The organism is Marinobacterium rhizophilum DSM 18822, assembly GCF_000378045.1.
Lineage (GTDB): Bacteria > Pseudomonadota > Gammaproteobacteria > Pseudomonadales > Balneatricaceae > Marinobacterium_A > Marinobacterium_A rhizophilum.
The window spans coordinates 117,400-142,938 of sequence record NZ_KB899094.1; the positions used below are offsets into that span (position 1 = coordinate 117,400).

The following is a 25,539-nucleotide window of genomic DNA, read 5'->3' on the forward strand; positions in this document are numbered from 1 at the left end:
CCATGGTGGTCATTTCGTTCGTCGGCCGGGTCGACAGCATTGCGCCCCCAGAGACGGGGTGTCAGGTCTAGGGAGTACTCAGGTGGTAGCGAGTCAGGATCCAGAACAGAGCAGCAGCTTATCCAATACCGGCCTGGTGGTTTCGGTGCGCGGCAGTGTCGTGGATATCCGCTTCGACCGGTATCTGCCGCCGATCTACTCGCTGCTGCGCGCGGGCGATGAACAGCAGATCGTGATCGAAGTGCTGGCTCAGCGCGATGCCTGTCATGTGCGCGGTATCGCCCTGACGCCGACCCAGGGACTCGCCCGCGGGATGACCGTGAATGACACCGGCGGGCCGCTGCAAGCGCCCGTGGGCAAAGGTATTGTGTCGCGCATGTTCGATGTGTTTGGCAATACCATCGACCGCGAAGGGGCCTTGTCCGATGTTCAGTGGCGTTCGGTGCATCGGTCGCCGCCGCCACTGGCGCGACGCTCCACCCGCGCTGAAGTGTTCGAAACCGGCATCAAGGTAATCGATGTGCTGCTGCCGCTGGAGCGTGGCGGCAAGGCGGGCCTGTTCGGTGGTGCCGGTGTGGGCAAGACGGTACTGCTCACCGAGATGATCCACAACATGATCGGGCACCAGGAGGGCATCAGCATCTTCTGCGGTATTGGCGAACGCTGCCGCGAAGGCGAGGAACTCTACCGCGAGATGAAGCAGGCGGGGGTGCTGCAGAACATGGTGATGATCTTCGGCCAGATGAACGAGCCTCCGGGCAGCCGTTTTCGCGTGGGCCATGCCGCACTGACCATGGCCGAGTATTTCCGCGACGATGAACACCGCGATGTGTTGCTGCTCGTCGATAACATCTTCCGTTTCATCCAGGCGGGCATGGAGGTGTCCGGCCTGATGGGACAGATGCCCTCGCGCCTGGGGTATCAGCCCACCCTGGGCACCGAACTCTCGCAACTGGAGGAGCGTATCTCCAATACCGACACCGGCGCGATCACCTCGATCCAGGCGGTGTATGTGCCGGCGGATGATTTCACCGATCCGGCCGCCGTGCATACCTTTTCCCACCTGTCCTCCTCCATAGTGCTGTCGCGCAAACGGGCGAGTGAGGGGCTCTATCCGGCCATCGATCCCCTGCAGTCCAGCTCCAAAATGGCCACGCCGGGTATCGTCGGCGAACGGCATTACCTTCTGGCGCAAGAGATTCGCCGCACCCTCGCGCAATACGCTCAACTCAAGGACATTATCGCCATGCTTGGCCTGGAACAGCTGTCGTCGGAGGATCGCAAGGTGGTTGCCCGCGCCCGGCGGCTGGATCGGTTTCTTACCCAACCCTTTTTCACCACCGAACAGTTCACCGGCCTGAAAGGCAAGCTCGTCAGCCTGGATGAGGCTCTGGACGGATGCGAGCGCATCCTGCACGACGAGTTCGAAGACTACCCGGAGAGTGCGCTGTACATGATCGGCACGGTAGACGAGGCGAAGCGGAAAAAAACCACCGGCGCCGCACCGGCCGCTGCTGCCCCGGCACCGGAAGTGGAACAGGGCGCCGATGCCGATGAATCTTAAGGTACTGCTGCCGTACGGTATTTTCGCCGAGGAAACCGGCGTGTCACGCATCGTGGCGGAAACCCGGGCTGGTGCCTTTGGGCTCCTGCCGCATCGCCTAGACTGCGTAGCGGCGCTGGTACCGGGGATACTGATATACGAAACCGCTGCGGACGGCGAACGGTTTGTCGCGGTGGATGAGGGCGTGCTGGTCAAGGCAGGCGCCCAGGTGCTGGTTTCAGTGCGCCGGGCCCAGGCCGGAGCGGACCTTAAGCAGTTGCGCCACCAGGTGGAGCAGGAGTTTCTGACCCTGGACGCACAGGAGCAGAACCTGCGTTCGGTCATGGCAAAACTGGAAAGCGGCTTTGTGCGCCGTTTTGCGAGCCTTAACCATGACCGATAAGCCTGAAAAAGAGGGGCAGAAAGCGCCGGATTTCGCCACCGAGGTCGGTGCCAAGGCGGCGCGCAAGCTCAAGGCCCGGCGCCACGCCACGCCGGGAATCTGGTTTGGCCTGGGCATGATGGGCCTGATCGGCTGGTCCGTGGTGGTGCCGACGCTGCTGGGTGCCGGCATCGGTTTCTGGTTGGACAAGCACAGTCCCGGCCAGTATTCGTGGACGCTGGCGCTGCTGATGGCGGGTCTGACGATCGGCTGTCTGAATGCCTGGCACTGGGTTGCCAAGGAGGATCAGGCAATGCGCGACGAACAGGAGGATACGGATGAGTGAGATGCTGATACTGGTCATGAGCGGTGCCGCCGGCTTTGGTCTGGGCGTGTTTTTTTTCGCAGGCCTGTGGTGGACGATTCGCCGGAGTTTCTCGGCGCGACGCCCCGCGTTGCTGTTACTCGGCAGTCTGCTGCTGCGCATGGGGATCGTGCTGGGGGGGTTCTATCTGGTGTCCGACGGCGACTGGCAGCGCTTGCTGGTGTGTCTGCTGGGGTTCGTCATCGGGCGTTTTATCCTGACACGTTTCGCCGGCCCGCCACTGGAGCAGTCGCCTGCTGCAGCAAGGGAGGCCGGTCATGCCCCTTAGTCCCGACGAGATCGTGCTCTGGCAGTGGGGCATTGTCCAGCTCAACGCCACCATTGTGTATACCTGGCTGCTGATGCTGGTGCTGGCCATCGGTGCCAAACTGATCACCCGCAAGCTCAGCACCGGGCTGACCCGTTCCCGCTGGCAAAATCTGCTGGAGATCATCGTGACCGCGATCGTGAAACAGATCGAGGAGGTCGGCCTGTCCCATCCTCGGACCTATCTCAGTTTCCTCGGCACGCTGTTCCTGTTCGTCGCCACCGCCAGCCTGTTTACCGTTATTCCTGGCTACCAGCCGCCGACCGGTTCCCTGTCGACCACCGTGGCACTGGCGCTGTGCGTGTTTGTGGCGGTGCCGCTGTTCGGCATCGCGGAGCAGGGACTGGCCAACTACCTGCGGTCCTATGTGCAGCCGACCTTCATCATGTTGCCGTTCAATCTCATCAGCGAATTGTCGCGCACGCTGGCCCTGGCGGTCCGTCTGTTCGGCAACATGATGAGCGGCGCGATGATCATCGGCATTTTGCTCAGTATTACGCCGTTCGTCTTTCCGATCGTGATGACGCTGCTCGGCCTGCTCACGGGCATGGTACAGGCCTACATTTTCAGCATCCTGGCCGCGGTTTATATCGCCGCCGCCACGCGGGTGCGCGCCCGGAGCAGCGGACTTGAGGCGCAGCTCAGCCCCGAAAAATAACCTGATTAAACTAAGGAGATCCTATGGATAGCATGACCCTCATTGCCCTGGCCTCGATACTCATCGCCGGTCTGACCACCGGTTTCGGCACCATGGGCCCGGCGCTTGCGGAAGGCCGGGCGGTGGCGACGGCACTCACATCGCTGGCGCAGCAGCCCGACGCTGCCGCCACCATTACCCGAACCCTGTTTGTCGGTCTGGCAATGATCGAGTCCACGGCGATCTACTGCTTCGTGGTCTCGATGATTCTCATTTTTGCCAATCCGTTCTGGAATTACGCCCTCGCTCAGGCCGCAGGACGCTAGACCATGCTCATCAATTGGTTCACCGTCGGTGCCCAACTGCTCAATTTTCTGATCCTGGTGTGGTTGATGAAGCGCTTTCTGTACCGGCCCATCCTCGATGCCATCGACGCACGGGAAAAACGGATCGCCGCTGAGCTGGCCGGCGCGGCGGCGAAACAGGCCGAGGCCGAGCAGGCGCGTGATGAACTGCGGCGCAAAGATGAGTCTTTCGACCAGCAGCGCGCCACGCTACTGAGTCAGGCGGTGGACGCGGCACAGGAGGAACGCCAGCGGCTGCTCGAAGAAGCGCGAAAGGCGGCCGATAGCCTGAGTGTGAAACGCCGGGAAGCGCTGAGTCAGGAACAACAACACCTGAGTGATGAACTCGCCCGCCGCACCCGGGACGAAGTCTTTGCCATTGTGCGCAAGGCGCTGGCGGATCTGGCCGGAATCGGTCTGGAGGCGCGCATGAGCGAGGTGTTCGTGCAACGCCTGCGCGATCTGGACAGCGCCACCCGTGACCATCTCGTCAGCAGCCTGACGCCCGGGTCCGATCCGGTACTGGTTCGCAGTGCCTTCGATCTGCCACCGCCGCAACGCAGTGCGATACAGGCGGCGCTTGAAGATCTCTTTGCAGCCGAGATCCAGGTCCGGTTCGAGACCGCGCCGCAACTGATCAACGGTATCGAACTCAGTGTCAACGGACGCAAGCTGGGCTGGAGCATCACGGACTATCTGGCGGCAATGGAAAAAAGCGTCGGCGAACTGCTGACGGTGTCCGCTGGCCCCGACGCTGAACCCGCAGCCCTGGCTCCAGCTCAAACCCGAGCTCCTGAGTCCGAGTCTGAATCCGAATCTGAGTCGTCCGGACAGACCGAGCCGGAGCCGCGCGGATGACCGCGCCAGCCGATACCCTGCAGGGCGCATTCGACCGCGCCTTTGCCAGTCTGCGGCAGGGACGCGAAGCCTTCAGCCCGCAATTGACGGCACAGGAGGTGGGCAGGATCACCGGCCTGTCCACCGGCATCGCACGGGTCAGCGGTCTGCCCGGCGTAGGGTCCGATGAGCTGGTCAGCTTTGGGGACGGCGTGTTCGGCATCGCGTTCAACGTGGACGAGGACGAAATCGGCGTGGTGCTGCTCGGCGAATACTGGCGTCTGCAGGCCGGCGACGCCGTCGAGCGCACCGGCCGGGTCATGGACGTGGGGGTAGGGGACGGCTTGCTGGGGCGCGTTATCGACCCGCTCGGCCGGCCCCTCGATGGCGCAGGCCCCGTCGTCACCAGCGCACGCCTGCCCATCGAACGCCCTGCGCCGCCGATCATGGACCGCGCGCCGGTCACGGTACCGCTGCAGACCGGCCTGAAGGTGATTGACGCGCTGATTCCCGTCGGTCGCGGTCAGCGCGAACTGATCCTCGGCGACCGCCAGACCGGCAAAACCGCCATTGCCATCGATACCATCCTGAATCAGCGTGGCAAGGATGTGCTCTGTGTCTATTGCGCCATCGGCCAGCGTGCCTCTGCCGTGGCGAAGGTCGTGGCCACCTTGCGGGAGCAGGGGGCATTGGAATACTGCGTCGTGGTACTGACCGAGGGCAACGACCCGCCGGGCCTGACCTACATCGCCCCCTATGCCGCCACCAGTATCGCCGAGTATTTCATGGCCCAAGGCCGCGATCTGCTGATTGTTTACGACGACCTGACCCACCACGCCCGCGCCTATCGCGAGCTGTCTTTGCTGCTGCGCCGTCCGCCCGGTCGCGAAGCCTTCCCCGGGGACATCTTCTATATCCATTCGCGATTGCTCGAACGTTCGACACGGCTGCGGCCGGAATGCGGTGGCGGCTCGCTCACCGCGCTGCCGATCATCGAAACCGAAGCGCAAAATATCTCCGCCTACATCCCCACCAATCTGATCTCCATTACCGACGGCCAGATCTACCTGTCGCCGTCGCTGTTTGAGCTGGGGATGCTGCCAGCGGTCGATGTCGGCAAATCTGTTTCCCGCGTCGGCGGCAAGGCGCAACGGGCGGCGTACCGGGCCGTGGCCGGGGATCTCAAACTCGCCTACGCGCAGTTTGAAGAACTGGAAACCTTTGCCCGCTTCGGCGCCCGCCTGGACGAAGACACCCGCAAGGTAATCGAGCATGGCAGGCGTATCCGCGCCAGCCTCAAGCAGGCCGAATTCTCGCCGGTGCCCATGACCGCGCAGATCACCGTGCTGCTGGCGCTGGTCGAGGGGCTGTTTGATCCGGTGCCGCTGGAACGGATGGCAGAGGCGGAGTCTGGGGTGAGCACGGCAGGCAGTGAGATGGCGAACGAGGTCGGTGCACGACTGGACAGCGCCGACAGCCTCAGCGATGCCGATCGCGCCACCCTCCTCGCGCAAGCCCGAGCGGCCCTCGACGCCTTAGCGCCTGAACCCGAGCCATCGCCATCCGAGCCCCTTCAAGTCGAGCCGGGAAAACCAGTGCCCGAGAAACCCGAGCCCCTGCAACTTGAGCCCCCGCAACCCGAGCCAACCGGAGAAAGGGAGTGAGCAATACCACGGGAAGCCTGCGCCGCAAGATCGATAGCGCCACGGAGCTGCAGTCCGTGGTCCGCACCATGAAGGCGCTGGCAGCGTCGAGTATCAGTCAGTACGAGCAGGCAGTGCGTGCGCTGGGGGAGTACGCTCGCAGCGTGGAGCTGGGGTTGAGCGTCTGTTTTCGCGGCTCCGATACCCTGCAATCGATGACAACCGAAGCCGTCAATGCCAAAGAGCGCGCGTTGGGGGCTGTGGTCTTTGGCTCCGACCAGGGACTGGTGGGGCAATTCAACGACGTCGTCACCGATTATGCCCGCCAGACGCTGGCGTCTCAGCCAATTCCACCGTTGGTCTGGGCGGTCGGCGAACGCGTGCATGCACGCCTGGAGGATGCGGACCTGCCGCTGGCCGGCGACTTCAGCGTGCCGAACTCGGTCAAGGCGATCACCCGGCTGGTCGGGCAGATTCTGGTCGAAAGCGAGGCGCGGCTGAGCCGGGGCGAGATCAGCGGACTCTGTTTGTTCTACAACCGCCCCACGTCCGGGGCGATCTATGCGCCGGTCAGTCAGCGGTTGTTACCGCTGGATGCCAACTGGTGCCGCCAGTTGGCCGAACGGCCCTGGCCGACGGGAAACCTGCCCGAGGCGATCGGCGCGGGAACGATAACGCTGCAGGCGTTGATCCGGGAATATCTGTTCATCTCGCTGTTCCGGGCCTGCGCCGAATCCCTGGCCTGCGAGAACGCGAGCCGCCTGGCGGCGATGCAGCGTGCCGACACCAACATCGGCGAACTGCTGGACGAGCTCCACCTGACCTTCCACCGCGTGCGTCAGGGCGGCATTGACGAGGAGCTGTTCGACGTCATCTCCGGCTTCGAAGCGCTGCCCAAGCGCTAGGCGGCGCTAGCAGGCGTATGTACGCCAGCGTACAGAGGCATCCACCGAAAGGGTGCAAACTGATGTACAAGCGGGTAGCCAGGCCGTCGCGAAGATGACCTGATACGAACCCAAGGAGTCCGAAATGTCCATCCAACTGCATGAAGAAAACGGCGGCACGATGATCATCGTTCAGGTTAGCGGCAAGCTGGTAAAGGCCGACTACGAACAGTTTGTCCCTGAGTTCGAGCGACTCGTTCGGGCGCACGGAAAACTGCGCCTGCTGTTCGACATGTCGGGGTTCCACGGCTGGGAGGTCAGTGCGGCCTGGGAGGACCTGAAATTCGGCGTCAAACATTTCGCCGACATTGAACGACTGGCGATGGTCGGGGAAAAAAAGTGGCAACAGGGTATGGCCACGTTCTGCAAGCCGTTCACCAAAGCCCAGGTCCGTTACTTCGATCACAGCGATGCCGCTGAGGCACGCAAATGGCTTGAAAAAGAGAACCGTACTGACTGAAAGGCCGGCAGGGTGATTGACCTGCCTCAGGGGACACCGCACCGCTGGCGGCGTCAAGCACAACGGTTGGCGGGTGGGTCCGGATTCGTTGCCGGCAATCAGCTGACCCTGTTGCAGAACGGCGATGACTATTTTCCTGCCATCGAAGCCGCGTTTGACCAGGCCAGGCATGAAATTCATCTTGAGACCTATATCTACGAGGACGATGCCACCGGGCAGCGGATTGCTGCGGCACTGGCACGGGCGGCCCTGCGCGGTGTAAACGTCTGTTTGCTGATCGACGGCTATGGCTCCAGAAACCTGCCACCCGACAGGATCGCGCGCCTGCGATCCGAGGGGGTCAAGGTGCTGGTCTACCGGCCCAGGATATCGCCCTGGACATTCCGGCGTAAGCGCCTGCGCCGCCTGCACCGAAAAATCGTGGTGGTGGATCGGCAGATCGTCTTTATAGGCGGGATCAATATTATCGCGGATTGTGCGGCCGCCGACCTGGCCCCTCGCCATGACTACGCGGTAGCCGTGGAGGGGCCTCTGGTGGAGACGATTCTGCGCTCAACCTCGCGGCTCTGGTCAAGGGTGGCCTGGTTTTCCTTGCGCAAGGACTGGGCCCACCGGAGCGAGGTGCCGCACCCGACCGCCACCGGGGGATCCGTGAGCGCGGCTTTTTTGACCAGAGACAATGTCCGCCATCGCCGCGACATTGAGGCCGCCTACCTGCAGGCGATCCGGCAGGCGCGATCCGAGATCATTCTTGCCCATGCCTATTTTCTGCCTGGGCGCGAATTCCGCCATGCACTGGTCGGTGCGATCCAGCGCGGGGTGCGGGTGGTTCTGCTGTTGCAGGGAAAAGTGGAATATCGTCTCGAACATTACGCCGTACGGGCGCTCTATGGCACTCTCCTTGATGCGGGTATCGAGATTTACGAATACCACAAGAGCTTTCTCCACGCCAAGGTGGCGGTGATCGACGCCCATTGGGCGACCATAGGGTCTTCGAATATAGATCCGTTCAGCCTGTTGCTTTCGCTCGAGGCCAACCTGGTCGTTGACGACGAGGCCTTTGGCGGCAACTTTGCCCGGATACTGAAAGAGACCGTCAAAACCGATGGCTGGCGGATACTGTCGGAAAGCTGGAAGCAGCAGCCCGTCTATTTACGCTTCTTCAGCTGGTTCAGCTACGGACTGCTGCGTTTGATGAGAGGACTCAGTGGTTATGCGCGTGAAATCGACCGGGCCAGGAACGAGTAAATGTCTGGCAGCCTGTCGGACTTAACACTGATCTACTCGGCTCTGGCATCCTGCTTCGCCCTACCTCCTGCATCCATGCAGTCGTGCGGAAAAGCCGATTTTGGTCATTTTCTGTACTCTTTTTCGTTAAATAGAACCACTATTCACAAGCTACATCCCTGTAGCTTGCCCGGTGGGCAGCTAACGCTGTGCAAATCGGCAATCCTGCCGATTTATCGCCTCAAAAGAGCCCCAAAATTGCCTCATTCAATCGCCGGGAGCGATTGAATGTGCAAACCCCGAAGGGGTGAAGCACAGGGATGTGCTGAACAAAACGGCCATTCCCTCGCTACGATCGGTCAAGTCCGACAGGCTGCTAGGGCGTTAATAGTCGAGACTCCGGGTGACCGGAGCAGGAGAAAACATGACTAAAAAACCTAAAACAAAATCCCACGAAGTTCCAACGCCAGCGCCAAATGAAACGGCAACGGCTCAAAATACGTTCTGCGGCCCGCATCGCAAACTGCCGCCCGTTAAGGCGCTGGCCGATGAAGATGTGCCGCTGCTCGACCGCCTGCTGCATGCAACCATGGGGCGGGTATATGGCCTGTCTCCGGCGGCGCTGGGCCTGACCTATGCCGACTGGCTGACCCATCTCGCGCTTGCCCCTGGAAAGCAGGCTGAACTGGCCGGCAGTGCAACGGACAAGATGACGCGTCTGGCGGATTTTATTCTGCGGCAGTCGTATGGATCGCAGCCCATGGAATGTTGCGCCGAGCCGCTGCCGCAGGATCGCCGCTTTGTCGATCCGGGCTGGAATGAATGGCCCTTTAACCTGTACCAGCAGGGTTTCCTGCTAACCGAGCGGTGGTGGCAGGAGGCCACTAATGTGCGAGGCATGAGCCAGCACCATGCTGCTGTGCGGCCCTTTATTGCCCGGCAGATTCTGGATATGTGGTCGCCGCTCAATTTCCCCCTGACCAATCCGCGGATCATGAAAGCCGCCGCGGAGCAGGGCGGGCTTAACTTCCTCCGGGGCGCTCAGAATTTAATGGATGACTGGCAGCGGCTTGTTGCGAAGCAGCCTGCCGCCGGGATGGAGGCCTATGAGGTGGGCGAGAACATTGCCGTGACCCCAGGCAAGGTTGTTTATCAAAACCGCTTGATTGAACTGATCCAGTATGCGCCGGCCACATCTGATGTGTATGCCGAGCCGTTGCTGATTGTTCCGGCATGGATCATGAAATACTACATTCTCGATCTTTCGCCGGAAAACTCGCTGGTGAAATATCTGGTCGACCAGGGACATACTGTTTTCATGATTTCATGGAAAAATCCAGGCTCGGAGGACCGTGATCTCGGCAACAGGGATTATCGAGAGCTCGGTATCATGGATGCCCTAGAAGCGATTAATGCGATCGTGCCGAAGCAGAAAATCCATGCCGTCGGGTACTGTCTTGGCGGCACGTTGCTGTCCATTGCGGCGGCGGCGATGGCGCGGGACGGCGATGATCGGCTGAAGAGCGTCACGCTCTTCGCGGCCCAGGTCGACTTCGAGGAAGCCGGAGAGTTGCTGATGTTTATCGACGAAAGCCAGCTTGCATGGCTTGAGGACACCATGTGGGAGAAAGGCTATCTCGACCGTCGGAAGATGACGGGCACCTTCCAGCTGTTGCGCTCGCGCGATCTGTTTTGGTCGCACATGATCGAGAACTACCTGCTGGGAGAGCGCACGCCGCCAAACGATATGATGGCCTGGAATAGCGACGCGACGCGCATGCCCTTTGAAATGCACAGCGAGTATCTGCGCGAGCTGTTCCTGAATAATGACCTCGCGGAAGGGCATTTTCGCGTCGGCGGCCGGCCGGTCGCCCTGACCGATATCCGTGTGCCCATCTTTGCCGTCGGCACGCAACGGGACCATGTCGCGCCCTGGCGTTCGGTGTACAAAATCAACCTGCTTACCGACACCGATGTGACCTTCCTGCTGACCAGTGGCGGCCATAATGCCGGCATTGTCAGCGAGCCGGGCCATCCGCACCGTACCTATCAGGTCGCGACCCTGAACAGCCTGGAAAAATTCGTCTCGCCCCAGGAGTGGTGTGACCGTACACCGTCGCTGGAGGGATCCTGGTGGCCGGAATGGAATGCCTGGTTGACCAGGCAATCGGACGGAAAATCCAAACCGCCTGCCACCGGCGCACCGGGCAAGGGTTATTCTGGCCTGCGCGATGCGCCGGGCGAGTATGTGCTGATGAAGTAGCATATTGCGGTACAAGAGCGGCGTTACGAAAGCGCCGCGCCGCTCTATTCCCTTTGTCAGAGGACACTTGATAGAGCACGGTTCCCGAAATCAGCTGCCGATACGTATGCTGTCCAGCGACCCCAGCACGCCGAACACCTGTAGCAGCCAGAGCACCACGGCGATGACGACGATGATATTGAGGATGTTCTTGATTTTTCGGTCCATGGGTATGTAGTTGTTGACGAGCCAGAGCAGTACGCCAACCACGATCAGGACGATGACCAGATTAATCAGGGGCATGTGGATTCTCCTTCAGCCTCATTGTTCGGTAGCGCAGCCGGATATTCAGGTACGGTTTGATGATTCAGCATCGCTGCCGTTGTAACCGACTCAGGCTGCCGGCGAATCAGGACAGACGCCGGTCGCGTCTGTCCTTTGCGGGTTTAGCGGTTGATTCGGGAAATTTTTGTGCCCTCGATGCTGATGCCCGCCATCAATCCCTGCTGGCTGAAAATGAACGCATAGGCGTCATCCTTCAGCGTGGATGTCGAGAGGTTCCGTGCGACGCCTTCGTCAACCAGAACGACGGTTGGACCGACGCCAAGTTCCCAGCCGTTCGACTCTTCGAGATAGCGGACCGCCTCGTCTGTCATCAGGAAAACGGCATAGCCATAGGACTGGGCACCAATTTGCAGGCCCCAGGACCCGGTAACGGAGCTGTAATAGTCGGCGACGGTCGAGCCTTTGAGCAAGACGCCTTCGCCATAGCTGCCGCCGAATACGAGGCCGGCCTTTACGATATTTGGAAATACGAGAATGGCCCTGGCCGTCTTCGAAAGGGTTTGCGCAACAGGTTCTGTCTTGTAAAGGGTCTGCAGGGCTTGCTGTGAATCCTTGTCCAAATCCGCGGCGGTTGCCGCGCTGGCCTGATTCATCACCCCCATCGCGACCATGGTGACCGTCGCGAGTATGAGCGCGAGGAAGTGGCGTTGTATGCTGTACATGTTAAATCTCCTCCCGGGTTGGGATCTTGTTCATACGCCGGCTGATGGAGAAGTCCATCACGCGCCTTCATGTCGCAACCGGTCTTTCGCTGCACGGCATCCTGTGCAGTGACAGTCTGGAGCACATTGATAGAGGCTCCGGATGTCACAATAACGCTAGCCTTCTGAGGGGGGGGCAGTCTGTACGCCAGCGCACACAGCGCCACGAGCGGGCCTGCCAAGGGTAGCGTATCGGCGAGCAAGCTCCGATATCGGCTCGCTGTCCCGGTGGTACCGGAATGAAGATACCTCTATGTGCGTCGCCGTACCGACGGGGGCCTGTCACCCGACTAGGCTTGTACCGCTACAGGAGAAATCGATTGGCGATTTCTCCTTAGATCCGGAACAGGAGGCGTTGGATATGAACTGGGATATCGTTGAAGGCAACTGGAAGCAGTTCAAGGGCAAGGTGAAAGCTCAATGGGGCAAGCTCACCGACGATCATCTAGACGAGATTGCCGGCAAGCGTGACGAGCTGGCGGGCAGGATACAGGAGGCATACGGCGTATCGAAAGACGAAGCCGAAGAGCAGATCAGGCGGTTTGAAGAGCAAACCAAGGATTAACCGGCATCCGTCAGCCGGGGACCGGGCCGCGTCCGTGAAATCATGTCCATCCCCGGTGCCGGACATCGGCTGAGGCACCGCCTCAGCACCCGCTGCAGCGCTGGAACGGGCAGACCGTGCCGCGCAGCCCCGTTGCGAGTAGGAGCGCGAGGATGTGGTGTTGTATCCGTACCTGTTACAACGGGTTCATCGCGCTTTGCCGGGAAAGGTATCCTTGATCTTCAGGAAGAAGCAGGCCTTGTCCCGGTCACCGTAGCGCATCCGCTTCAGCACTTTGATCTTGTTGTGCATCCCTTCCAGAACACGGGTGTTCAGTCGATCGCTGGCACTCGAGACGATGCCTTCAAGATAATGGGCGCAGCGTCGCTGGGCCGGGATACCACTTTCTTCTGCCATGACACGCCAGCATGTCAATCGAACTCTCGCCGTTGCCTCGTCGGGGGCATACCAGCGCGCTTTGAGTTGCACCTTAAGGAGGTAGACGGTTGTTGATGGCGCGCAACAGGCCCCGATATCGGCTCCTGTCCCGACGGCGCCGGCATGAAAGTGCTTCTGCGTGCGTCACCGTACCGACGGGGGCTGGTTATCTGATTAGGCTTGTACGGCTACAAATGGAGACATCGATTGGTGATTTCTTCCCCGAGATCCGGAACAGGAAGCATGCGATATGCAGTTCAAAATCATTGAAGGCAACTGGAAGCAGTTCAAGGGCAAGGTGAACGCACAGAGGGACAAGCTCACCGACGATCACCTCGACGAGATTGCCGTCAAACGTGCCGAGCTGGCGGGCAGGATCCTGGAGGCTTATGGCGTATCGAAAGACGAAGCCGAACAGCAGATCAGGCGGTTTGAAGATCAAACAAAGGATTAACCGGCATCCGTCACCCGGGAAGCGGCCCGCGTACGTGGAGTCATGTCGATCCCCGTTTTGCCCAGGCCGTGGCTGCCCTCCCAAGGCTGCGGCGGGTCTGCGCCGCGGCCGTGGTAGGGCAGTTAGTTGCGGGGACTGAAGGCCTGAAATTCGGCGTCAAACATTTCGCCGACATTGAACGACTGGCGATGGTCGGGGAAAAACAGTGGCAACAGGGTATGGCCACGTTCTGCAAGCCGTTCACCAAAGCCCAGGTCCGCTACTTCGATCACAATGATGCCGCCGAGGCACGCTCGGGGTAATGGCAGTCCAGCCACTCGCGGAACAGGTCTTTCACTTCGTGGGGCAGGCGTATGAAAATCTAGCTTGCCGAACGGGCGACGGCCGTGGCACTTGCCTCCAGAATTGACTCGAGCTCCCGGTCATTGACCATCGGAATCAGCGGTGCAACCAGCACACCCACCGGTATGCCTGCATCGGTCAGCGCGCGGATGGCGTTGAGCCGGGTGCGAGGCCCGGCGGCACGGGGTTCGAGCGTGCGCCTGAGCTGCGGGTCCAGCGTCGTCATGCTGACCATCACCAAACAGAGCTGCTTTTGCGCCATTTCGGCGAGGATATCCAGATCGCGGGTGATGCGCCGATGCTCTCCCGAGTGGAATCAGCCTTCTTTCATGTCCAGGCTGAGCTGGCGGCCGCTGGCAACCAGGTAGCCAAGGTAGGCGGCGCCAACGGCGAGCCAAATGCCGCCGAGCAGGACAGCATTTTCGTCTAGGCTGACCAGCAATTTGAGCACGCAGAGGGCACCGACGGTGGGCATTATCAGGTGGCTTAGTTTGGTGCTCAAGGTACGGCTTGTGGCCGGCAGGCGGAAATATTCGGCGATGACGCACAGATTTACAAAGGTAAAGGCGATAAAGGCGCCGAAGTTGATAAATGAAGTGGAGGTGGTGACGTCCATTTTCAGTGCCAGCAGACCAATGGCGCCAACAATGAAAATGGTCACGTACGGGGTGTTGAAGCGTGCGGTCGCCATCGCCAAAATCGATGGCTATGTCCTCAAGCGCGACGCCGCCGATGATCTGGTGAACGCGATCCAGGGGGCCTGCCGCGGGCAGCGCTTCGTGAGCCCATCCATTGCGTAGGAGCTCGCCTGGCGTGCCGACGGACCCCCTGAGCGAACGGGAGCGCGAGGTGCTCGTGCTCGTGCTCGTGGCCGAGGGGCTGGGCAGCGACGCCATCGCCGCACGCCTGACTATCAGCAAGCGCAGGGTTGATAACCACCGCGCCAATATCCGCAGGAAACTCAATCTCAACAACGCCGCCGAGCTGACGCGTTACGCCATCGAAAACGGCCTGCTGGGGGATGCCGGGGGGCGCTTCACGCCCTGAGGTCGGCTACCCGGGTGCCGCATTGGGGCTACGCTTTAGCTGCAGTCATTCCAATGTTACGCAGGAGCACAGATCATGAGCGTCAAGACGATTCCCGAGGGCTTTCATACCGTGACACCCTACCTCGCGATCAAGGGTGCGGCGCAGGCGATCGAATTCTACAAGCAGGCATTTGGCGCCACGGAGCGCTTTCGCCTGAGCATGCCGGACGGTGGCGTCGGCCACGCGGAAATTTGCATTGGTGACAGTAACATCATGCTGTCGGACGAGTGCGGCGAATCCCAGTTTCACAGCCCCGCAACCCTGGGGGGGCCTCCTTTGGCATCCACCTGTATGTGGAGGATGTGGATGCCCGTTTTGCCCAGGCGGTGGCGGCCGGTGCCACCGTGTTAAGCCCGGTGAAGGATCAGTTCTACGGTGATCGCCTGGGCAGCCTCAAGGACCCTTACGGCCATGTGTGGTTCCTGTCGACACACATCGAGGATCTGAGCGAAGCACAGATCGCCGCGCGGGCACAGAATCTGTTCGCCCAGGAAGGCTGATTGATGTTTGTCGGCGGGTTTTCAAATGACACAGCAGGAACAATGGGAGGTCATCATGCATGGCTTGACAGGGCGCACCGCCGTCGGGTTCTGGGCGCTGACCATGATCAGTACGCTACTGCTGGGCAGTGTGTCGGCGCTGGCGCAGACGCGGGTCTACGCACTACCGGCGGGCTCGAGGCCCCATGATGTGGCGCCGGCACCGGATGGCAACGTCTGGTATACGGGGCAACGCCGGGGCGTGCTCGGGATTCTGAAGCCGGAGTCCGGGGCGGTGCGCGAAGTGCCGCTGGGAGAGGGTTCGGCCCCCCACGGTGTGATTGCGGGGCCGGATGGCGCGGCCTGGATCACCGATGGTGGCCTGAATGCCATAGTGCGCTATGACCCCGCCAGCGAGGCGGTCACACAGTACCCGTTACCGGCGAACCGGGCGCGGGCCAACCTCAATACCGCGGCCTTTGATGGCGACGGCAAACTCTGGTTTACCGGGCAAAACGGTATCTACGGCCGGCTCGACCCCGGCAACGCCGAGATGCAAGTCTGGGATGCACCCCGGGGGCGAGGGCCCTACGGCATTGCGGCTACACCCGAGGGTGAAATTTACTACGCCTCCCTGGCCGGCAGTCATATCGCCCGTATCGATCGCAGCACGGGTAATGCCATCCTGATTGAGCCGCCGCGGGCGGGGCAGGGGGCGCGCCGGGTCTGGTCGGACAGCAGCGGGCGCATCTGGGTGTCTGAGTGGAATTCAGGCCATCTCAGCCGGTTCGATCCGAGGGACAATAGCTGGGCGAGCTGGAAGTTGCCCGGCGACAGGCCCCAGGCCTATGCCGTTTATGTTGATGCGCGGGACAGCGTTTGGGTCAGTGATTTTGGCGCCAATGCCGTGCTGAGTTTCAACCCGCAAACGGAAACCTTTATCGCCTACCCGGGCAGTGCCCCCGGTGCCAATGTACGGCAGATTCTCGGCCGCCCCGGGGAAGTCTGGCTGCCGGAGTCCGGGCTCGACCGGCTGGTGCTGATCCGTACCGACTAGCGCGCCCGGGCCTGGCGGCACCGGGAGCGGAGCAACCGCCGCCTTTATACATTACTGCTGGCGAAAGTATGTATTGATACCGCGATATTGTTCAACCTAACCCCGCTTTACATACTTCAGGCAGGAGGGGTTTGCGGCCTCTCTGTGATAACTATAAAAAGCCAGGAGAAAAAGATGGCAACACAGACTAGCGATCGACCTGTATCGCCCCCGGGAACTGGGGCCGGAGATGCGGAACGCGACCAGGATCTGGAACGGCGCATACGCGTGTATGAGGAGCTGGAAGCCAGCGGTAACTGGCCGGGTGCCCTGGGTGCCACGGACTACACGGCGATAGCCCTGCTGACGATCGGGCTGTTGATCACGTTCTTTGTGTGGGGGTACTGAGCATGTCATCGACGCAAAACGCCGAGCGTAAACTGGCCGCCGAGCGCGGCGACACCCCACTGCTGCCCAGCGAGCGGATGTGGGGTTTTTGGGAGTTCACCTACGCCAACTCCGCCCTGGCCATCGCCACCTGGGCATTCCTGATTGGCGGCGCCACCGCACTCTTTGTGGGGGTTCAGGCGGGTATCGCCGCCATTATCATTGGCAACATCCTGGGTGTGCTGATCATGGCGCTGTCGACCTGCGTCGCCAGCGGCAAATACGGTACCGAGCAATTTACCTTCCTGCGAAGCATGTTCGGTGCCAATGGCAGCCGGCTGGTCTACCTGCTGGCGGTGGTCTTTCTGACCATGGGCTGGCTGGCGGTGCTGGGCCTGATGTTCGGGCGCTCCATCGACAGCCTGACCGGGATGGTTACCGAGCGGGCGGCAGAACCCCAGGGGCTGCTGGTCTACCTGGCGGCCTTTTTCGCCATTGGCCTGACCGCCTTTATCGTCGCCAGGGGGCCGACCTCGATCAAGGTGTTCAATACCATTCTCGCGCCGACGCTGGTCATCATCATGGGCGTGATGCTGTACCTGATTTTTAGTAACAGCAGCTTTGCCGAACTCATGGCCTTGCCCGCGCTGGATGCCCCCTTCGAGGACAAGCAGCTGAACTTCATGATCGCGGTGGAAGTGAACATGGCGGCGGGTTTTTCCTGGTGGCCCTATATCGGTAACCTGGCACGCCTGAGCAAGAACCAGCGCACCGCCTTCTGGCCGAACATGATCGGTGTGTTCGGTGCGGCGGTGCTGGGTGAAGTGGTGGGCTTGCTGGCGGCGGCCCGGTTCGGCAACAGTGATCCGACGGTCTGGATGACGCAGATTGGCGGTTTTGCCTTCGGTATCGTGGCGCTCGGTTTTGTTGCCTTCGCCAATGTCACCAGCATGGCCAATATCCTGTACACCTCGATCGTGGGGCTGAGGCAGGTGGTCGGGTCACGCCTGCGGGCGCTGAAATGGGAACTGCTGGTGGTGCTGTTCTGCGTCGCGCCGGTGGTCATCATTTTCACGCTGCCCGGTATCTATGACGGCTTCTTTATCTTCCTGGTCTGGACCTCGGCACTGAACAGCGCGCTGGCCGGTATCGGCATCGCCGACTACTTTATCCTGCGCGGCCAGCGGGTCAGCCTGCGGCATATCTTTGCCCCGGCGCCGCAGTCCGCTTTTCGTTACTGGCACGGCTTTAACCCTGCGGCCCTGCTGGCGCTGGTGGCAGGCTTTGTCGTTTACGTGCTGATCTTCAATCCGCAGACCCTGGATAACGCGGCGGTCTTCGCCCTGGTATCGGCCTCCCTGCCGTCCTGCGCGCTGGCGGGCCTGGTGCATGTCGTCTTCACGCGGTTTTTCGTTGCCCGCACCGGCTGGGGTGACTATCCCAGGAGAGTGACTGAAACGCGTGAGCCCGCAGACATGCAGTCGGCGGTGAGGGCTGAGTGATGGGGCGTCCGTCGTGAGCCGTGAATGCTGAGCCGTTATTAGTGAGGCGTGTTTAGAAATGACTAATTAGTGAGCAGTACAAAAGGGTGGCAGCGGTCTTGCGGACGTTGCCACCCTTTCTTGCTAGTAAGCTGGACGACGAATGACAGCCGGGTCAGCGATGTTTAGGACGGTGTAACCCATTATCGATATTATCAGCGCAGCAAGCGCACCCGGAAAATCTGATGGGTTACGCGGCGTTCGGGCCTCGCAATATTCGTTTTATTTCAGAAGATTACGCCACTTCACCCATCCTACGCACAACGTACCTGAATTGGCCCGGGGAGGCGACCCTACAGTGACCTGTTCGCTTCGGTGGCGACGCTAGTGGTCAGGTTTGAAGGTCTCGCAACCCAGCATCTGTCTCCGTCTCGGTTTCCATCTGCTGGCGTATGCACCGGGCGAAGGCCTGGGCGGCACGGTTGCGTTCGCTCTTGCGATACGCCAGGTAAAACTGTTCGTGGTAGGAGAGGGTATATTCGAGCAGGGCCCGCATCTGACCGGCTTCGACCCAGCGGGCGGCGTAATGGGAGGGCAGGTAGCCGAGGTAGCCGCCGGACAGAATCATCAGGGCGATGCTCTCCATATGGGAGGCGGTGGCCTGGTGCCTGAATTCGATTTCCTGCGGCGGTTGCCAGTCGCGCATGTAGGATCGGCCGGCATAGGCGTGCTGGCTGATGCTGTCGGTGCTGAGCTCGCGCTCTGGCAGCTCGAACAGCGGGTGGCCTGCGCCGCAGTACAGTGTCTGCTGCTCGCGGAAGGTGGGAATAAAGCGCACGGAACTGTGCAGCCGGGACATGGGCGAGAGGATCACGTGGTAGTGCTCCTCCATCAGCCCCTGCAGCAGCTCCTGGGGGGATGACAGGTTGATATGCAGCTTCACTTCGGGCGCGAGCTGAGCAAAGTCGCCGATGCCCTGGTGCAGGTTGATCTCCTGGTTGCTGGCGATGGCATCGACGATGCCGAAGTGAACCTCGCCGATCAGCTGACCCCGGGTGCTGCCCACCATGCCGCGGAAGTTCTCGACCGCGCGAAACAGGCTCAGCGAGGCCTCGAACACGATCTGCCCTTCTTCGGTCAGGTGGAATCCCTTGCGGCCGCGTTCGCACAGGCGCATGCCCAGACGATCCTCCAGCTGGCCGATCTGGATGCTGATCGTGGATTGGGAAACCCCCAGCTCGTCCTGCGCCGCGGCGAAGCCCTTGTTGTGCACGACAGCATGGAAAACACGCAGCAGTCGCAGGTCGAAGTCTGCCAGGTTCGGCAGGCTGTGATGGCGGGCGGTCATATGCTTTTGCTCTTACCAAAGTAACTGTCAGTACAGCATTATTGCTCAATGTTATGCGTTCAGCCATCGTGGCCTGATTGGCATCGGTTGTGGCGTCTGACAGGTCATGTTCGTACCGTCGACGCCGGCGCGATTCAGCGATGCCCCGGGACAGGCGGGCTATGCTGTTAATTGTTAATAACGGCCGCAACCCTCTGTCGACATCGACTGGGGCTTTGTGGCGTCTATGGCAGCAAACCAATTCGGGGGGGCCCATGCGCTGTGCCGGCTGCGGGTTCGAAAATCCCAAGGGAGCCAGGTTCTGCAATCAGTGCGGTGGCGCCCTGGCGCTCAGCTGCCCCAGCTGCGGCCATACACTGAGGCCGACGGCCAAGTTCTGCGACGAGTGCGGAACTGGGCTGGCACAGACCGACGTCAGCGTGGTCGCGTCCGCGGATACCCTGGCGCCGATTCACTACACACCACAGCACCTGGCCGAACGCATCCTTGCCGAGCAGGCAGCACAGCGGATGCGGGGCGGCAGCGGCGGTGAACGCAAGATTGTCACCGCGCTGTTCGCTGACATGGCCGGTTCCACCGCACTGATCCAGAACCTCGATCCGGAACAGGTGCGAAACCTGATCGATCCGATACTGGCGCTGATGATGGAGGCGGTCCATCACTACGAGGGTTATGTCGCCAAATCCCTGGGCGATGGCATTCTGGCGCTGTTCGGTGCGCCCATCGCGCACGAGGATCACCCGCAGCGGGCGCTCTATGCCGCGTTGCGCATGCAGGAAGCGATGCACCGGTATGCCGACCGCGTGCGTCTGGAGCAGGAGATACCGCTGCAGATCCGTGTCGGTATCCATACCGGGGAAGTGGTGGTGCGCTCCATCCATACCGAGGATCTGCGTGCCGACTATGAACCGGTCGGGCAGTCCATTCACCTGGCTTCGCGCATGGAGGGGCTGGCGACACCGGGTTCCATTGTCGTCAGCGAGGCGACCCACCGCCTGGCCGAAGGCTATTTCGAGTTCAAGGCCCTGGGGGCGATCCCGGTCAAGGGCGTTGCCGAACCGCTCAGTGTGTACGAAGTACTGGGCAGCGGTCCGTTGCGCACCCGGCTGCAGATCGCCGCCCGCCGCGGCCTGGCACCTTTTGTCGGCCGCCAGCCAGAACTCGAGCAGCTCTCCAAGGCGCTGTCGCGGGTTCGGGACTCCCGTGGCCAAGTGGTCGGGGTGGTGGGGGAGCCGGGCGTGGGAAAATCACGCTTGTTCTACGAGTTCAGGCCCCGCGCACAGCAGGACTGCCTGGTACTGGAAACCTTCTCGGTCTCCCACGGCAAGGCCTTTGCCTATCTGCCGTTGATCGAGCTGCTCAAGGCGTATCTGCAGATAGTCCCCCAGGATGACGAGCGTCTGCGCCGCGAGAAAGTGACCGGCAAGGTGCTGACGCTGGACCGACGGCTGGAAGACAGCCTGCCCTATCTCTTTTATTTGCTGGGTCTGGCCGACGCGAACGCATCGCTGGCGCAGATGGATTCGCAACTGCGCCGTCAGCGCACCTTCGAGGCGATCAGGCAGCTTCTGATGCGGGAGAGCCTCAACCAGCCGGTGGTGGTTATTTTCGAGGACCTGCAATGGCTGGACAGCGAAACCGGCCTCTTTCTTGATTATCTGATCGAGGGTATCGCAAGTAGCAGGCTGCTGTTGCTGGTCAATTATCGCCCCGAGTACCAGCACGACTGGGGAGGTCGCAGCTATTATACCCAGCTGAGGCTGAACCCCCTGGGGCGGGCCGAAGCCGAAGAACTGCTCGCATCCCTGCTGGGCGATGACCCGACGCTGGCCGCCATCAAGCCGCTTATCATGGCGCAGACCGAAGGCAATCCGTTCTTCCTCGAAGAGGTGGTGCAGACCCTGGTCGAAGAGGGCGGACTGCTCGGCGAGCCCGGCCATTATCGGCTAGAACAGGCCCCTGAAACGTTGCATATCCCGACCACGGTACAGGGCGTGCTGAGTGCCCGTATCGACCGCCTCGCCGCGGACGAAAAAGAACTGCTGCAGACGCTGGCGGTGATCGGCAAGGAATTTCCCTGGAGCCTGGTGTGCCAGGTAGTGGACCGGCCCGAGGACGAGCTGCGGCGACTGTTGTCTCGCCTGCAGACCGGCGAGTTCCTCTACGAGCGGCCGGCGTTTCCGGAAGTGGAATATACCTTCAAGCATGGCCTGACCCAGGAAGTCGCCTACGGATCGCTGCTGACAGAACGGCGCAACGCGCTGCACGAACGCAGTGCTCAGGCGATCGAGGCACTGTTTCCCGATCATCTTGAGGAGCGTTGCAACGAGCTGGCCCACCATTACAGTTGCAGCGGCAACGTCCTGAAAGCGGTGGAGTACCTGCAGCGTGCCGGCGAACAGGCGCTGCACCGCTCGGCCAATATGGAAGCGGTGGACCATCTGGGTTCGGCCCTGGAACTGATAGGACGTCTGCCCGATACGCCTGAGCGCCACGGTCAGGAACTGGGGCTGCAACTGGCGCTGGGCCCGGTCTGGATGGCCATCAGGGGCTATGCAGCACCTGAAGTCGAAACCACCTACAGCCGGGCGCTGGCACTCAGTCAGCAGTGTGGCGACGTGCCCGGGCAGTTCACCGCACTCTTCGGGCTGGATGCCTATTATCTGGTGCGGGGTGAACTGCAGGCCGCGCTGGATATCGCCGAGCCATTGCTGCAGCTGGCGGAGCGAGAGCAGGACAGTGGCCTCCTGCTGGAAGCCTATGGCAGTGTCGGCGCCGTGCTGATTCCGCTGGGCGAGCTGCTGTCGGCCCGGGACAACATGGAAAAGGGAATCGCCCTCTATGACCCCCGGCAGCACCGTTCCCATGCCTTCCTCTACGGTCTGGACCCTGGCGTGCTTTGCCTCTGCCTCCTGGCACTGACGTTTGAGCTGCTGGGGGAGTCGGACCAGGCACAGCGCCGAAGCGATGAGGCCCTGGCCCTGGCCAGGGAGCTGTCCCATCCTGTCAGCCTGGCATTCGCCCTCGTATACAGCGCCGAAAATCATCTGTTCCGGCAGGAGGGGGAGGACGTGCTGTCCCGTGCCGATGCGGCTGTGGAGCTGTCGAGGGAACTGGGATTCAAATACTGGCTGGCCCACGGGAACATTCTGCGGGGTTGGGCGCTGGCCGAACAGGGCGATCTGGACACGGGCATCGAGCTGATTCGCCAGGGGCTGGTAGACTATCGGGCGACGGGCGCCGAGATGTTCACGACCCATTTCCTCGGGCTGCTGGCCGATGCCCTCCTCAGAGCCGGGCAGGCCGGCGCTGCGCTGCAGGTACTCGATGAAGCGCTGCAGCGGGTGGGAAAAACCCAGGAACGGTTCTATGCGGTGGAACTCTACCGGCTCACGGGCGACTGCCTGCTGGCCGCGCCGGAGGCTCCTGAGTCCGGGGCCGCAGCACCCCAAACGCCCGAAGACTGTTTTCTCAAAGCGATCGACGTGGCACGCGGGCAGGGCGCAAGGCTGCTGGAGTGGCGCGGAATGCTGTCCCTGGCGCAGCTGCGGGTGCGGCAGAACCGGCCGGAGGAGGCGCAGGAGCTGCTGAAGGCCATCTGCAGCGCAGCGCCGGAAAACGACGACTCGGCCTGCGTCGGCGCCGCCAAAGCCTTGCTGGCACAACTGGACGGGGCGGGCTGAGTCCTGTTATCGGGGTTTGGGGTGGTGCGGGGGAGAGTGGATTGATGTCGGCACCTGGCGCGAAGCGGACATTGCAGGATTGGTTTAATGCCTGCCGTTGCCGGTGCATTTGTAGGTTGATGAAGATCCGAAGGAGCGTAATCCAGCTGCAAGGTTGCGCTCACCAATTGAATTCACAGTCGAAAGCGGAAGCTACTCTGAAACCAAAAAGGGCCGATGAGATAACTCATCGACCCTTCCTTACGGCTTACGGCTTACGGCTTACGGCTTTCAGCTTTCACCTATCGTTCAAACCTTGCGCACCGGTGTGCGGGGCCGCTGCTGGGTTTCCCAGCCGGGGACCAGGCCGACGTCGACGTCGGCGGGCGGCAGGGTGGGGCGGCCGCGAACCAGGTCTGATGCCCGTTCGGCCAGCATGATGGTGGGGGCATTGAGGTTGCCGTTGGTTTCGGTGGGGAATACCGAGGAGTCGATCACCCGCAGGCCGGCGATACCGTGCAGGCGCAGCTGTGAATCCACCACCGCCATCTCGTCTTCGCCCATCTTGCAGGTGCCGCAGGGGTGATAGGTGCTCTCTAAGTTGTCCCGCACGAAGGCGTCGATTTCCTCGTCGGTCTGCACCTGGGGGCCGGGGGCGATTTCGCCGTCGTTGTAGGCGTCCATCGCCGGCTGGCCGATGATTTCCCGGGTCAGGCGCACGCATTTGCGAAACCCCTCCCGGTCTTCCTCGCGCTCCAGGTAGTTGAACTGAATCGCCGGATGGACTTCGGGATCCGGTGAAACGGCACGCACGTGGCCGCGGCTTTTGGGCTTGTTGGGCCCGGTCAGTACCATGAAGCCGTGGCCCTTGATGGGGGCATTGCCGTCATAGCGCATGGCGGCCGGCAGGAAGTGGAACTGTACGTCCGGCCATTTCAGGCCCGCCTCTGAGCGGATGAATCCGCAGGATTCGAAATGGTTGGTGGCGCCCAGGCCATCCTTGCGCAGCAGCCAGCGGGCACCGATCAGCGCCTTGCTCAGCAGGTCCATCTTGCTGTTCAGCGTGATCGGCTGCTTGCACTTGAACTGGATATAGATTTCGGCGTGGTCCTGCAGGTTTTCGCCGACCCCGGGAAGGTCGTGCAGCACCTCGATGCCGGCCTCGCGCAACACGTCTTTGGGGCCGATTCCGGAGAGTTGCAGCAGGTGAGGCGAGCCGATCGGGCCGGCCGACAGCAGGACTTCGCGGTTGCAGTGCACGGTATGGGTGCTGCCTGCTCTTGAGTATTCGACGCCGCTGGCGCGCTTGCCATCCAGGATGATTCTGCGGGTCATGGCATGGGTGATTACGGTCAGGTTGGGCCTGCCCATGGCGGGGCGCAGGTAGGCATTGGCGGTTGACCAGCGCACGCCGTTCTTGACAGTCATGTGCATGGGGCCGAAGCCCTCCTGCATCTGTCCGTTGCAGTCGCGGGTCTTGATATAGCCGGCCTGTTCGCCGGCATCGACGAAAGCGCCGTACAGCGGGTTGGCCATGTTGTTGCCGTTGTTGGTGTGCAGGGGCCCGCTGTCACCGCGGTACTCATCGCCGCCAAGCTGCAGCGTCTCGGCCTTGCGGAAGTAGGGCAGGCAGCTCTGATAGCCCCAGCCCTTGGCGCCCAGGCTTTCCCATTCATCGAAGTCACAGGCATGGCCGCGAATGTACACCAGGCCATTGATCGACGAGGAGCCGCCCAGTACCTTGCCGCGGGGACAATGCACGCGGCGGTCGTTCAGGTGGGGCTCGGGGACCGTCTCGTAACGCCAGTTGTACTTTTTGGTGTTCATGGGCATCGAGAAGGCGGTCGGCATCTGGATAATCACGCTGCGATCGCTCCCGCCTGACTCCAGCAGCAGCACGGACGTAGCCGGATCTTCCGACATCCGGTTAGCCAGTACGCAACCGGCGGAACCGGCACCGATGATGATGTAGTCATACCGATTAGTCATGCTTGATACCCCTTTATTATGCTTGTTGGATGCCGGGCGTCCTGCCCTGGGCCTCTTGCCCTGCGCGATCGCAGCGGGTCCCGTGGACCCAGGTGCGCCGGCCTGTGCTGAGTTCCTATTCTTGATGAAGGGGTTTGGTTGATAAATATCGTTGTATCAATCGATAAATTTATATTGGTAAATGTATTTCCTCCCTTGATGCCCGCGTCGCCCGTGCCGCTACTGAAGGTTTTCTTGCATAAGCTTTTATCAATCCAAGTATTGATAGATCGATATTTTTAAATGTTTATGCC

At 61.3% G+C, this 25,539-nt stretch carries 30 protein-coding genes; 23 read left to right on the top strand and 7 right to left on the bottom strand.

Annotated elements, in window-relative coordinates:
* The first annotated feature begins 82 nt into the window (after window positions 1-82).
* From atpD to F451_RS0108230, 12 genes are all read left to right on the top strand, one after another.
* Window positions 83-1,564 carry a F0F1 ATP synthase subunit beta gene (gene atpD / locus F451_RS0108175; RefSeq protein WP_020680872.1) on the top strand — a complete coding sequence of 494 codons (1,482 nt, stop codon included), beginning with the start codon at window positions 83-85 and terminating at the stop codon, window positions 1,562-1,564.
* Window positions 1,554-1,946: a F0F1 ATP synthase subunit epsilon gene (locus F451_RS0108180; RefSeq protein ID WP_020680873.1), complete on the top strand. Its 393-nt coding sequence runs from the start codon at window positions 1,554-1,556 to the stop codon at window positions 1,944-1,946. Before atpD ends, F451_RS0108180 begins: the two co-directional genes overlap by 11 nt.
* Window positions 1,936-2,271, top strand: a complete 336-nt coding sequence (locus tag F451_RS0108185) for an AtpZ/AtpI family protein (protein ID WP_020680874.1) — start codon at window positions 1,936-1,938, stop codon at window positions 2,269-2,271. Before F451_RS0108180 ends, F451_RS0108185 begins: the two co-directional genes overlap by 11 nt.
* Window positions 2,264-2,578: an ATP synthase subunit I gene (locus tag F451_RS0108190; RefSeq protein WP_020680875.1), complete on the top strand. Its 315-nt coding sequence runs from the start codon at window positions 2,264-2,266 to the stop codon at window positions 2,576-2,578. The genes F451_RS0108185 and F451_RS0108190 overlap by 8 nt, the downstream gene beginning before the upstream one ends.
* Window positions 2,568-3,275: a F0F1 ATP synthase subunit A gene (locus F451_RS0108195; protein ID WP_020680876.1), complete on the top strand. Its 708-nt coding sequence runs from the start codon at window positions 2,568-2,570 to the stop codon at window positions 3,273-3,275. Before F451_RS0108190 ends, F451_RS0108195 begins: the two co-directional genes overlap by 11 nt.
* 23 nt (window positions 3,276-3,298) lie before the next feature.
* Window positions 3,299-3,580, top strand: coding sequence for a F0F1 ATP synthase subunit C (locus F451_RS0108200; protein WP_020680877.1), 282 nt, complete (start codon window positions 3,299-3,301; stop codon window positions 3,578-3,580).
* Window positions 3,581-3,583: 3 nt separating this feature from the next.
* Window positions 3,584-4,456 carry a F0F1 ATP synthase subunit delta gene (locus F451_RS25080; protein WP_020680878.1) on the top strand — a complete coding sequence of 291 codons (873 nt, stop codon included), beginning with the start codon at window positions 3,584-3,586 and terminating at the stop codon, window positions 4,454-4,456.
* Window positions 4,453-6,099 carry an alternate F1F0 ATPase, F1 subunit alpha gene (locus F451_RS0108210; RefSeq protein WP_020680879.1) on the top strand — a complete coding sequence of 549 codons (1,647 nt, stop codon included), beginning with the start codon at window positions 4,453-4,455 and terminating at the stop codon, window positions 6,097-6,099. The genes F451_RS25080 and F451_RS0108210 overlap by 4 nt, the downstream gene beginning before the upstream one ends.
* Window positions 6,096-6,983: a F0F1 ATP synthase subunit gamma gene (locus tag F451_RS0108215; protein ID WP_020680880.1), complete on the top strand. Its 888-nt coding sequence runs from the start codon at window positions 6,096-6,098 to the stop codon at window positions 6,981-6,983. The genes F451_RS0108210 and F451_RS0108215 overlap by 4 nt, the downstream gene beginning before the upstream one ends.
* A 124-nt stretch (window positions 6,984-7,107) precedes the next feature.
* The gene (locus F451_RS0108220; RefSeq protein ID WP_020680881.1) at window positions 7,108-7,482 is read left to right on the top strand and encodes a SpoIIAA family protein; all 375 of its coding nucleotides are present in this window, start codon (window positions 7,108-7,110) and stop codon (window positions 7,480-7,482) included.
* A gap of 12 nt (window positions 7,483-7,494) precedes the next feature.
* Complete coding sequence (clsB, locus tag F451_RS0108225) at window positions 7,495-8,730, top strand: cardiolipin synthase ClsB (protein ID WP_205623993.1); 1,236 nt, start codon at window positions 7,495-7,497, stop codon at window positions 8,728-8,730.
* Between the two features lie 403 nt (window positions 8,731-9,133).
* Window positions 9,134-10,972 carry a PHA/PHB synthase family protein gene (locus F451_RS0108230; RefSeq protein ID WP_020680883.1) on the top strand — a complete coding sequence of 613 codons (1,839 nt, stop codon included), beginning with the start codon at window positions 9,134-9,136 and terminating at the stop codon, window positions 10,970-10,972.
* A gap of 90 nt (window positions 10,973-11,062) precedes the next feature.
* On the opposite strand, the gene F451_RS0108235 is transcribed toward F451_RS0108230, so the two are convergent.
* Both F451_RS0108235 and F451_RS0108240 read right to left on the bottom strand, forming a co-directional pair.
* Window positions 11,063-11,254 (bottom strand): Thivi_2564 family membrane protein, encoded by a 192-nt coding sequence (locus F451_RS0108235; RefSeq protein ID WP_020680884.1) that lies wholly within the window; start codon window positions 11,252-11,254, stop codon window positions 11,063-11,065.
* A gap of 143 nt (window positions 11,255-11,397) precedes the next feature.
* Complete coding sequence (locus tag F451_RS0108240) at window positions 11,398-11,958, bottom strand: lipid-binding SYLF domain-containing protein (protein WP_020680885.1); 561 nt, start codon at window positions 11,956-11,958, stop codon at window positions 11,398-11,400.
* 400 nt (window positions 11,959-12,358) lie between these two features.
* Between F451_RS0108240 and F451_RS0108245 the strand changes: the two genes are divergently transcribed.
* Window positions 12,359-12,562 (top strand): CsbD family protein, encoded by a 204-nt coding sequence (locus F451_RS0108245; protein WP_020680886.1) that lies wholly within the window; start codon window positions 12,359-12,361, stop codon window positions 12,560-12,562.
* A 186-nt stretch (window positions 12,563-12,748) separates the two neighbouring features.
* Here F451_RS0108245 and F451_RS27140 read toward each other — a convergent pair whose 3' ends face one another.
* Window positions 12,749-13,075 carry a transposase gene (locus F451_RS27140; RefSeq protein WP_083928381.1) on the bottom strand — a complete coding sequence of 109 codons (327 nt, stop codon included), beginning with the start codon at window positions 13,073-13,075 and terminating at the stop codon, window positions 12,749-12,751.
* Window positions 13,076-13,229: 154 nt separating this feature from the next.
* Here F451_RS27140 and F451_RS0108255 point away from each other — a divergent pair, with 154 nt between their 5' ends.
* Window positions 13,230-13,433 carry a CsbD family protein gene (locus F451_RS0108255; RefSeq protein WP_020680888.1) on the top strand — a complete coding sequence of 68 codons (204 nt, stop codon included), beginning with the start codon at window positions 13,230-13,232 and terminating at the stop codon, window positions 13,431-13,433.
* Between the two features lie 110 nt (window positions 13,434-13,543).
* Window positions 13,544-13,735: a SpoIIAA family protein gene (locus F451_RS28790; RefSeq protein WP_420835273.1), complete on the top strand. Its 192-nt coding sequence runs from the start codon at window positions 13,544-13,546 to the stop codon at window positions 13,733-13,735.
* Between the two features lie 59 nt (window positions 13,736-13,794).
* Here the strand turns inward: F451_RS28790 and F451_RS0108265 are convergent, their stop codons facing one another.
* Window positions 13,795-14,067 (bottom strand): SPL family radical SAM protein, encoded by a 273-nt coding sequence (locus F451_RS0108265; protein ID WP_338040025.1) that lies wholly within the window; start codon window positions 14,065-14,067, stop codon window positions 13,795-13,797.
* A 24-nt stretch (window positions 14,068-14,091) separates the two neighbouring features.
* Window positions 14,092-14,436, bottom strand: a complete 345-nt coding sequence (locus F451_RS0108270; protein ID WP_020680891.1) for an APC family permease — start codon at window positions 14,434-14,436, stop codon at window positions 14,092-14,094.
* Between F451_RS0108270 and F451_RS27655 the strand changes: the two genes are divergently transcribed.
* From F451_RS27655 to F451_RS25095, 7 genes are all read left to right on the top strand, one after another.
* Complete coding sequence (locus F451_RS27655; protein WP_020680892.1) at window positions 14,423-14,575, top strand: hypothetical protein; 153 nt, start codon at window positions 14,423-14,425, stop codon at window positions 14,573-14,575. The two genes, F451_RS0108270 and F451_RS27655, sit on opposite strands and share 14 nt — an antisense overlap.
* Window positions 14,568-14,822 carry a helix-turn-helix domain-containing protein gene (locus F451_RS25085; protein ID WP_083928383.1) on the top strand — a complete coding sequence of 85 codons (255 nt, stop codon included), beginning with the start codon at window positions 14,568-14,570 and terminating at the stop codon, window positions 14,820-14,822. The genes F451_RS27655 and F451_RS25085 overlap by 8 nt, the downstream gene beginning before the upstream one ends.
* 75 nt (window positions 14,823-14,897) lie before the next feature.
* Window positions 14,898-15,215 (top strand): VOC family protein, encoded by a 318-nt coding sequence (locus F451_RS25090; RefSeq protein ID WP_240476457.1) that lies wholly within the window; start codon window positions 14,898-14,900, stop codon window positions 15,213-15,215.
* A complete protein-coding gene (locus F451_RS28370) occupies window positions 15,167-15,364 on the top strand; it encodes a VOC family protein (RefSeq protein ID WP_240476458.1) in 198 nt (65 codons plus the stop codon). The genes F451_RS25090 and F451_RS28370 overlap by 49 nt, the downstream gene beginning before the upstream one ends.
* Before the next feature lie 55 nt (window positions 15,365-15,419).
* The gene (locus F451_RS0108290) at window positions 15,420-16,400 is read left to right on the top strand and encodes a Vgb family protein (protein ID WP_051103920.1); all 981 of its coding nucleotides are present in this window, start codon (window positions 15,420-15,422) and stop codon (window positions 16,398-16,400) included.
* 174 nt (window positions 16,401-16,574) lie between these two features.
* Window positions 16,575-16,787: a hypothetical protein gene (locus F451_RS0108295; RefSeq protein ID WP_020680896.1), complete on the top strand. Its 213-nt coding sequence runs from the start codon at window positions 16,575-16,577 to the stop codon at window positions 16,785-16,787.
* Window positions 16,788-16,789: 2 nt separating this feature from the next.
* The gene (locus F451_RS25095; RefSeq protein WP_020680897.1) at window positions 16,790-18,268 is read left to right on the top strand and encodes a purine-cytosine permease family protein; all 1,479 of its coding nucleotides are present in this window, start codon (window positions 16,790-16,792) and stop codon (window positions 18,266-18,268) included.
* A 370-nt stretch (window positions 18,269-18,638) separates the two neighbouring features.
* Here the strand turns inward: F451_RS25095 and F451_RS25100 are convergent, their stop codons facing one another.
* Window positions 18,639-19,595 (bottom strand): LysR family transcriptional regulator, encoded by a 957-nt coding sequence (locus tag F451_RS25100; protein WP_020680898.1) that lies wholly within the window; start codon window positions 19,593-19,595, stop codon window positions 18,639-18,641.
* Between the two features lie 254 nt (window positions 19,596-19,849).
* On the opposite strand from F451_RS25100, the gene F451_RS0108310 reads away from it, so the two are divergent.
* Window positions 19,850-23,278: an adenylate/guanylate cyclase domain-containing protein gene (locus F451_RS0108310; RefSeq protein ID WP_020680899.1), complete on the top strand. Its 3,429-nt coding sequence runs from the start codon at window positions 19,850-19,852 to the stop codon at window positions 23,276-23,278.
* 288 nt (window positions 23,279-23,566) lie between these two features.
* On the opposite strand, the gene betA is transcribed toward F451_RS0108310, so the two are convergent.
* Window positions 23,567-25,246 (bottom strand): choline dehydrogenase, encoded by a 1,680-nt coding sequence (gene betA, locus F451_RS0108315; protein WP_020680900.1) that lies wholly within the window; start codon window positions 25,244-25,246, stop codon window positions 23,567-23,569.
* Between the last annotated feature and the right edge of the window lie 293 nt (window positions 25,247-25,539).

Coding starts and splice junctions, on each gene's coding strand:
- F451_RS0108290 (WP_051103920.1), top strand. CDS start 15,420: ATGCATGGCTTGACAGGGCGCACCGCCGTCGGGTTCTGGGCGCTGACC.
- F451_RS0108310 (WP_020680899.1), top strand. CDS start 19,850: ATGCGCTGTGCCGGCTGCGGGTTCGAAAATCCCAAGGGAGCCAGGTTC.
- F451_RS0108255 (WP_020680888.1), top strand. CDS start 13,230: ATGCAGTTCAAAATCATTGAAGGCAACTGGAAGCAGTTCAAGGGCAAG.
- F451_RS25095 (WP_020680897.1), top strand. CDS start 16,790: ATGTCATCGACGCAAAACGCCGAGCGTAAACTGGCCGCCGAGCGCGGC.
- F451_RS0108235 (WP_020680884.1), bottom strand. CDS start 11,254: ATGCCCCTGATTAATCTGGTCATCGTCCTGATCGTGGTTGGCGTACTG.
- F451_RS0108200 (WP_020680877.1), top strand. CDS start 3,299: ATGGATAGCATGACCCTCATTGCCCTGGCCTCGATACTCATCGCCGGT.
- F451_RS25100 (WP_020680898.1), bottom strand. CDS start 19,595: ATGACCGCCCGCCATCACAGCCTGCCGAACCTGGCAGACTTCGACCTG.
- F451_RS0108180 (WP_020680873.1), top strand. CDS start 1,554: ATGAATCTTAAGGTACTGCTGCCGTACGGTATTTTCGCCGAGGAAACC.
- F451_RS0108210 (WP_020680879.1), top strand. CDS start 4,453: ATGACCGCGCCAGCCGATACCCTGCAGGGCGCATTCGACCGCGCCTTT.
- F451_RS27655 (WP_020680892.1), top strand. CDS start 14,423: ATGAAAATGGTCACGTACGGGGTGTTGAAGCGTGCGGTCGCCATCGCC.
- F451_RS0108220 (WP_020680881.1), top strand. CDS start 7,108: ATGTCCATCCAACTGCATGAAGAAAACGGCGGCACGATGATCATCGTT.
- F451_RS0108230 (WP_020680883.1), top strand. CDS start 9,134: ATGACTAAAAAACCTAAAACAAAATCCCACGAAGTTCCAACGCCAGCG.
- F451_RS0108245 (WP_020680886.1), top strand. CDS start 12,359: ATGAACTGGGATATCGTTGAAGGCAACTGGAAGCAGTTCAAGGGCAAG.
- F451_RS0108185 (WP_020680874.1), top strand. CDS start 1,936: ATGACCGATAAGCCTGAAAAAGAGGGGCAGAAAGCGCCGGATTTCGCC.
- F451_RS0108295 (WP_020680896.1), top strand. CDS start 16,575: ATGGCAACACAGACTAGCGATCGACCTGTATCGCCCCCGGGAACTGGG.
- F451_RS25080 (WP_020680878.1), top strand. CDS start 3,584: ATGCTCATCAATTGGTTCACCGTCGGTGCCCAACTGCTCAATTTTCTG.
- F451_RS0108195 (WP_020680876.1), top strand. CDS start 2,568: ATGCCCCTTAGTCCCGACGAGATCGTGCTCTGGCAGTGGGGCATTGTC.
- betA (WP_020680900.1), bottom strand. CDS start 25,246: ATGACTAATCGGTATGACTACATCATCATCGGTGCCGGTTCCGCCGGT.
- F451_RS0108240 (WP_020680885.1), bottom strand. CDS start 11,958: ATGTACAGCATACAACGCCACTTCCTCGCGCTCATACTCGCGACGGTC.
- F451_RS0108190 (WP_020680875.1), top strand. CDS start 2,264: ATGAGTGAGATGCTGATACTGGTCATGAGCGGTGCCGCCGGCTTTGGT.
- F451_RS25090 (WP_240476457.1), top strand. CDS start 14,898: ATGAGCGTCAAGACGATTCCCGAGGGCTTTCATACCGTGACACCCTAC.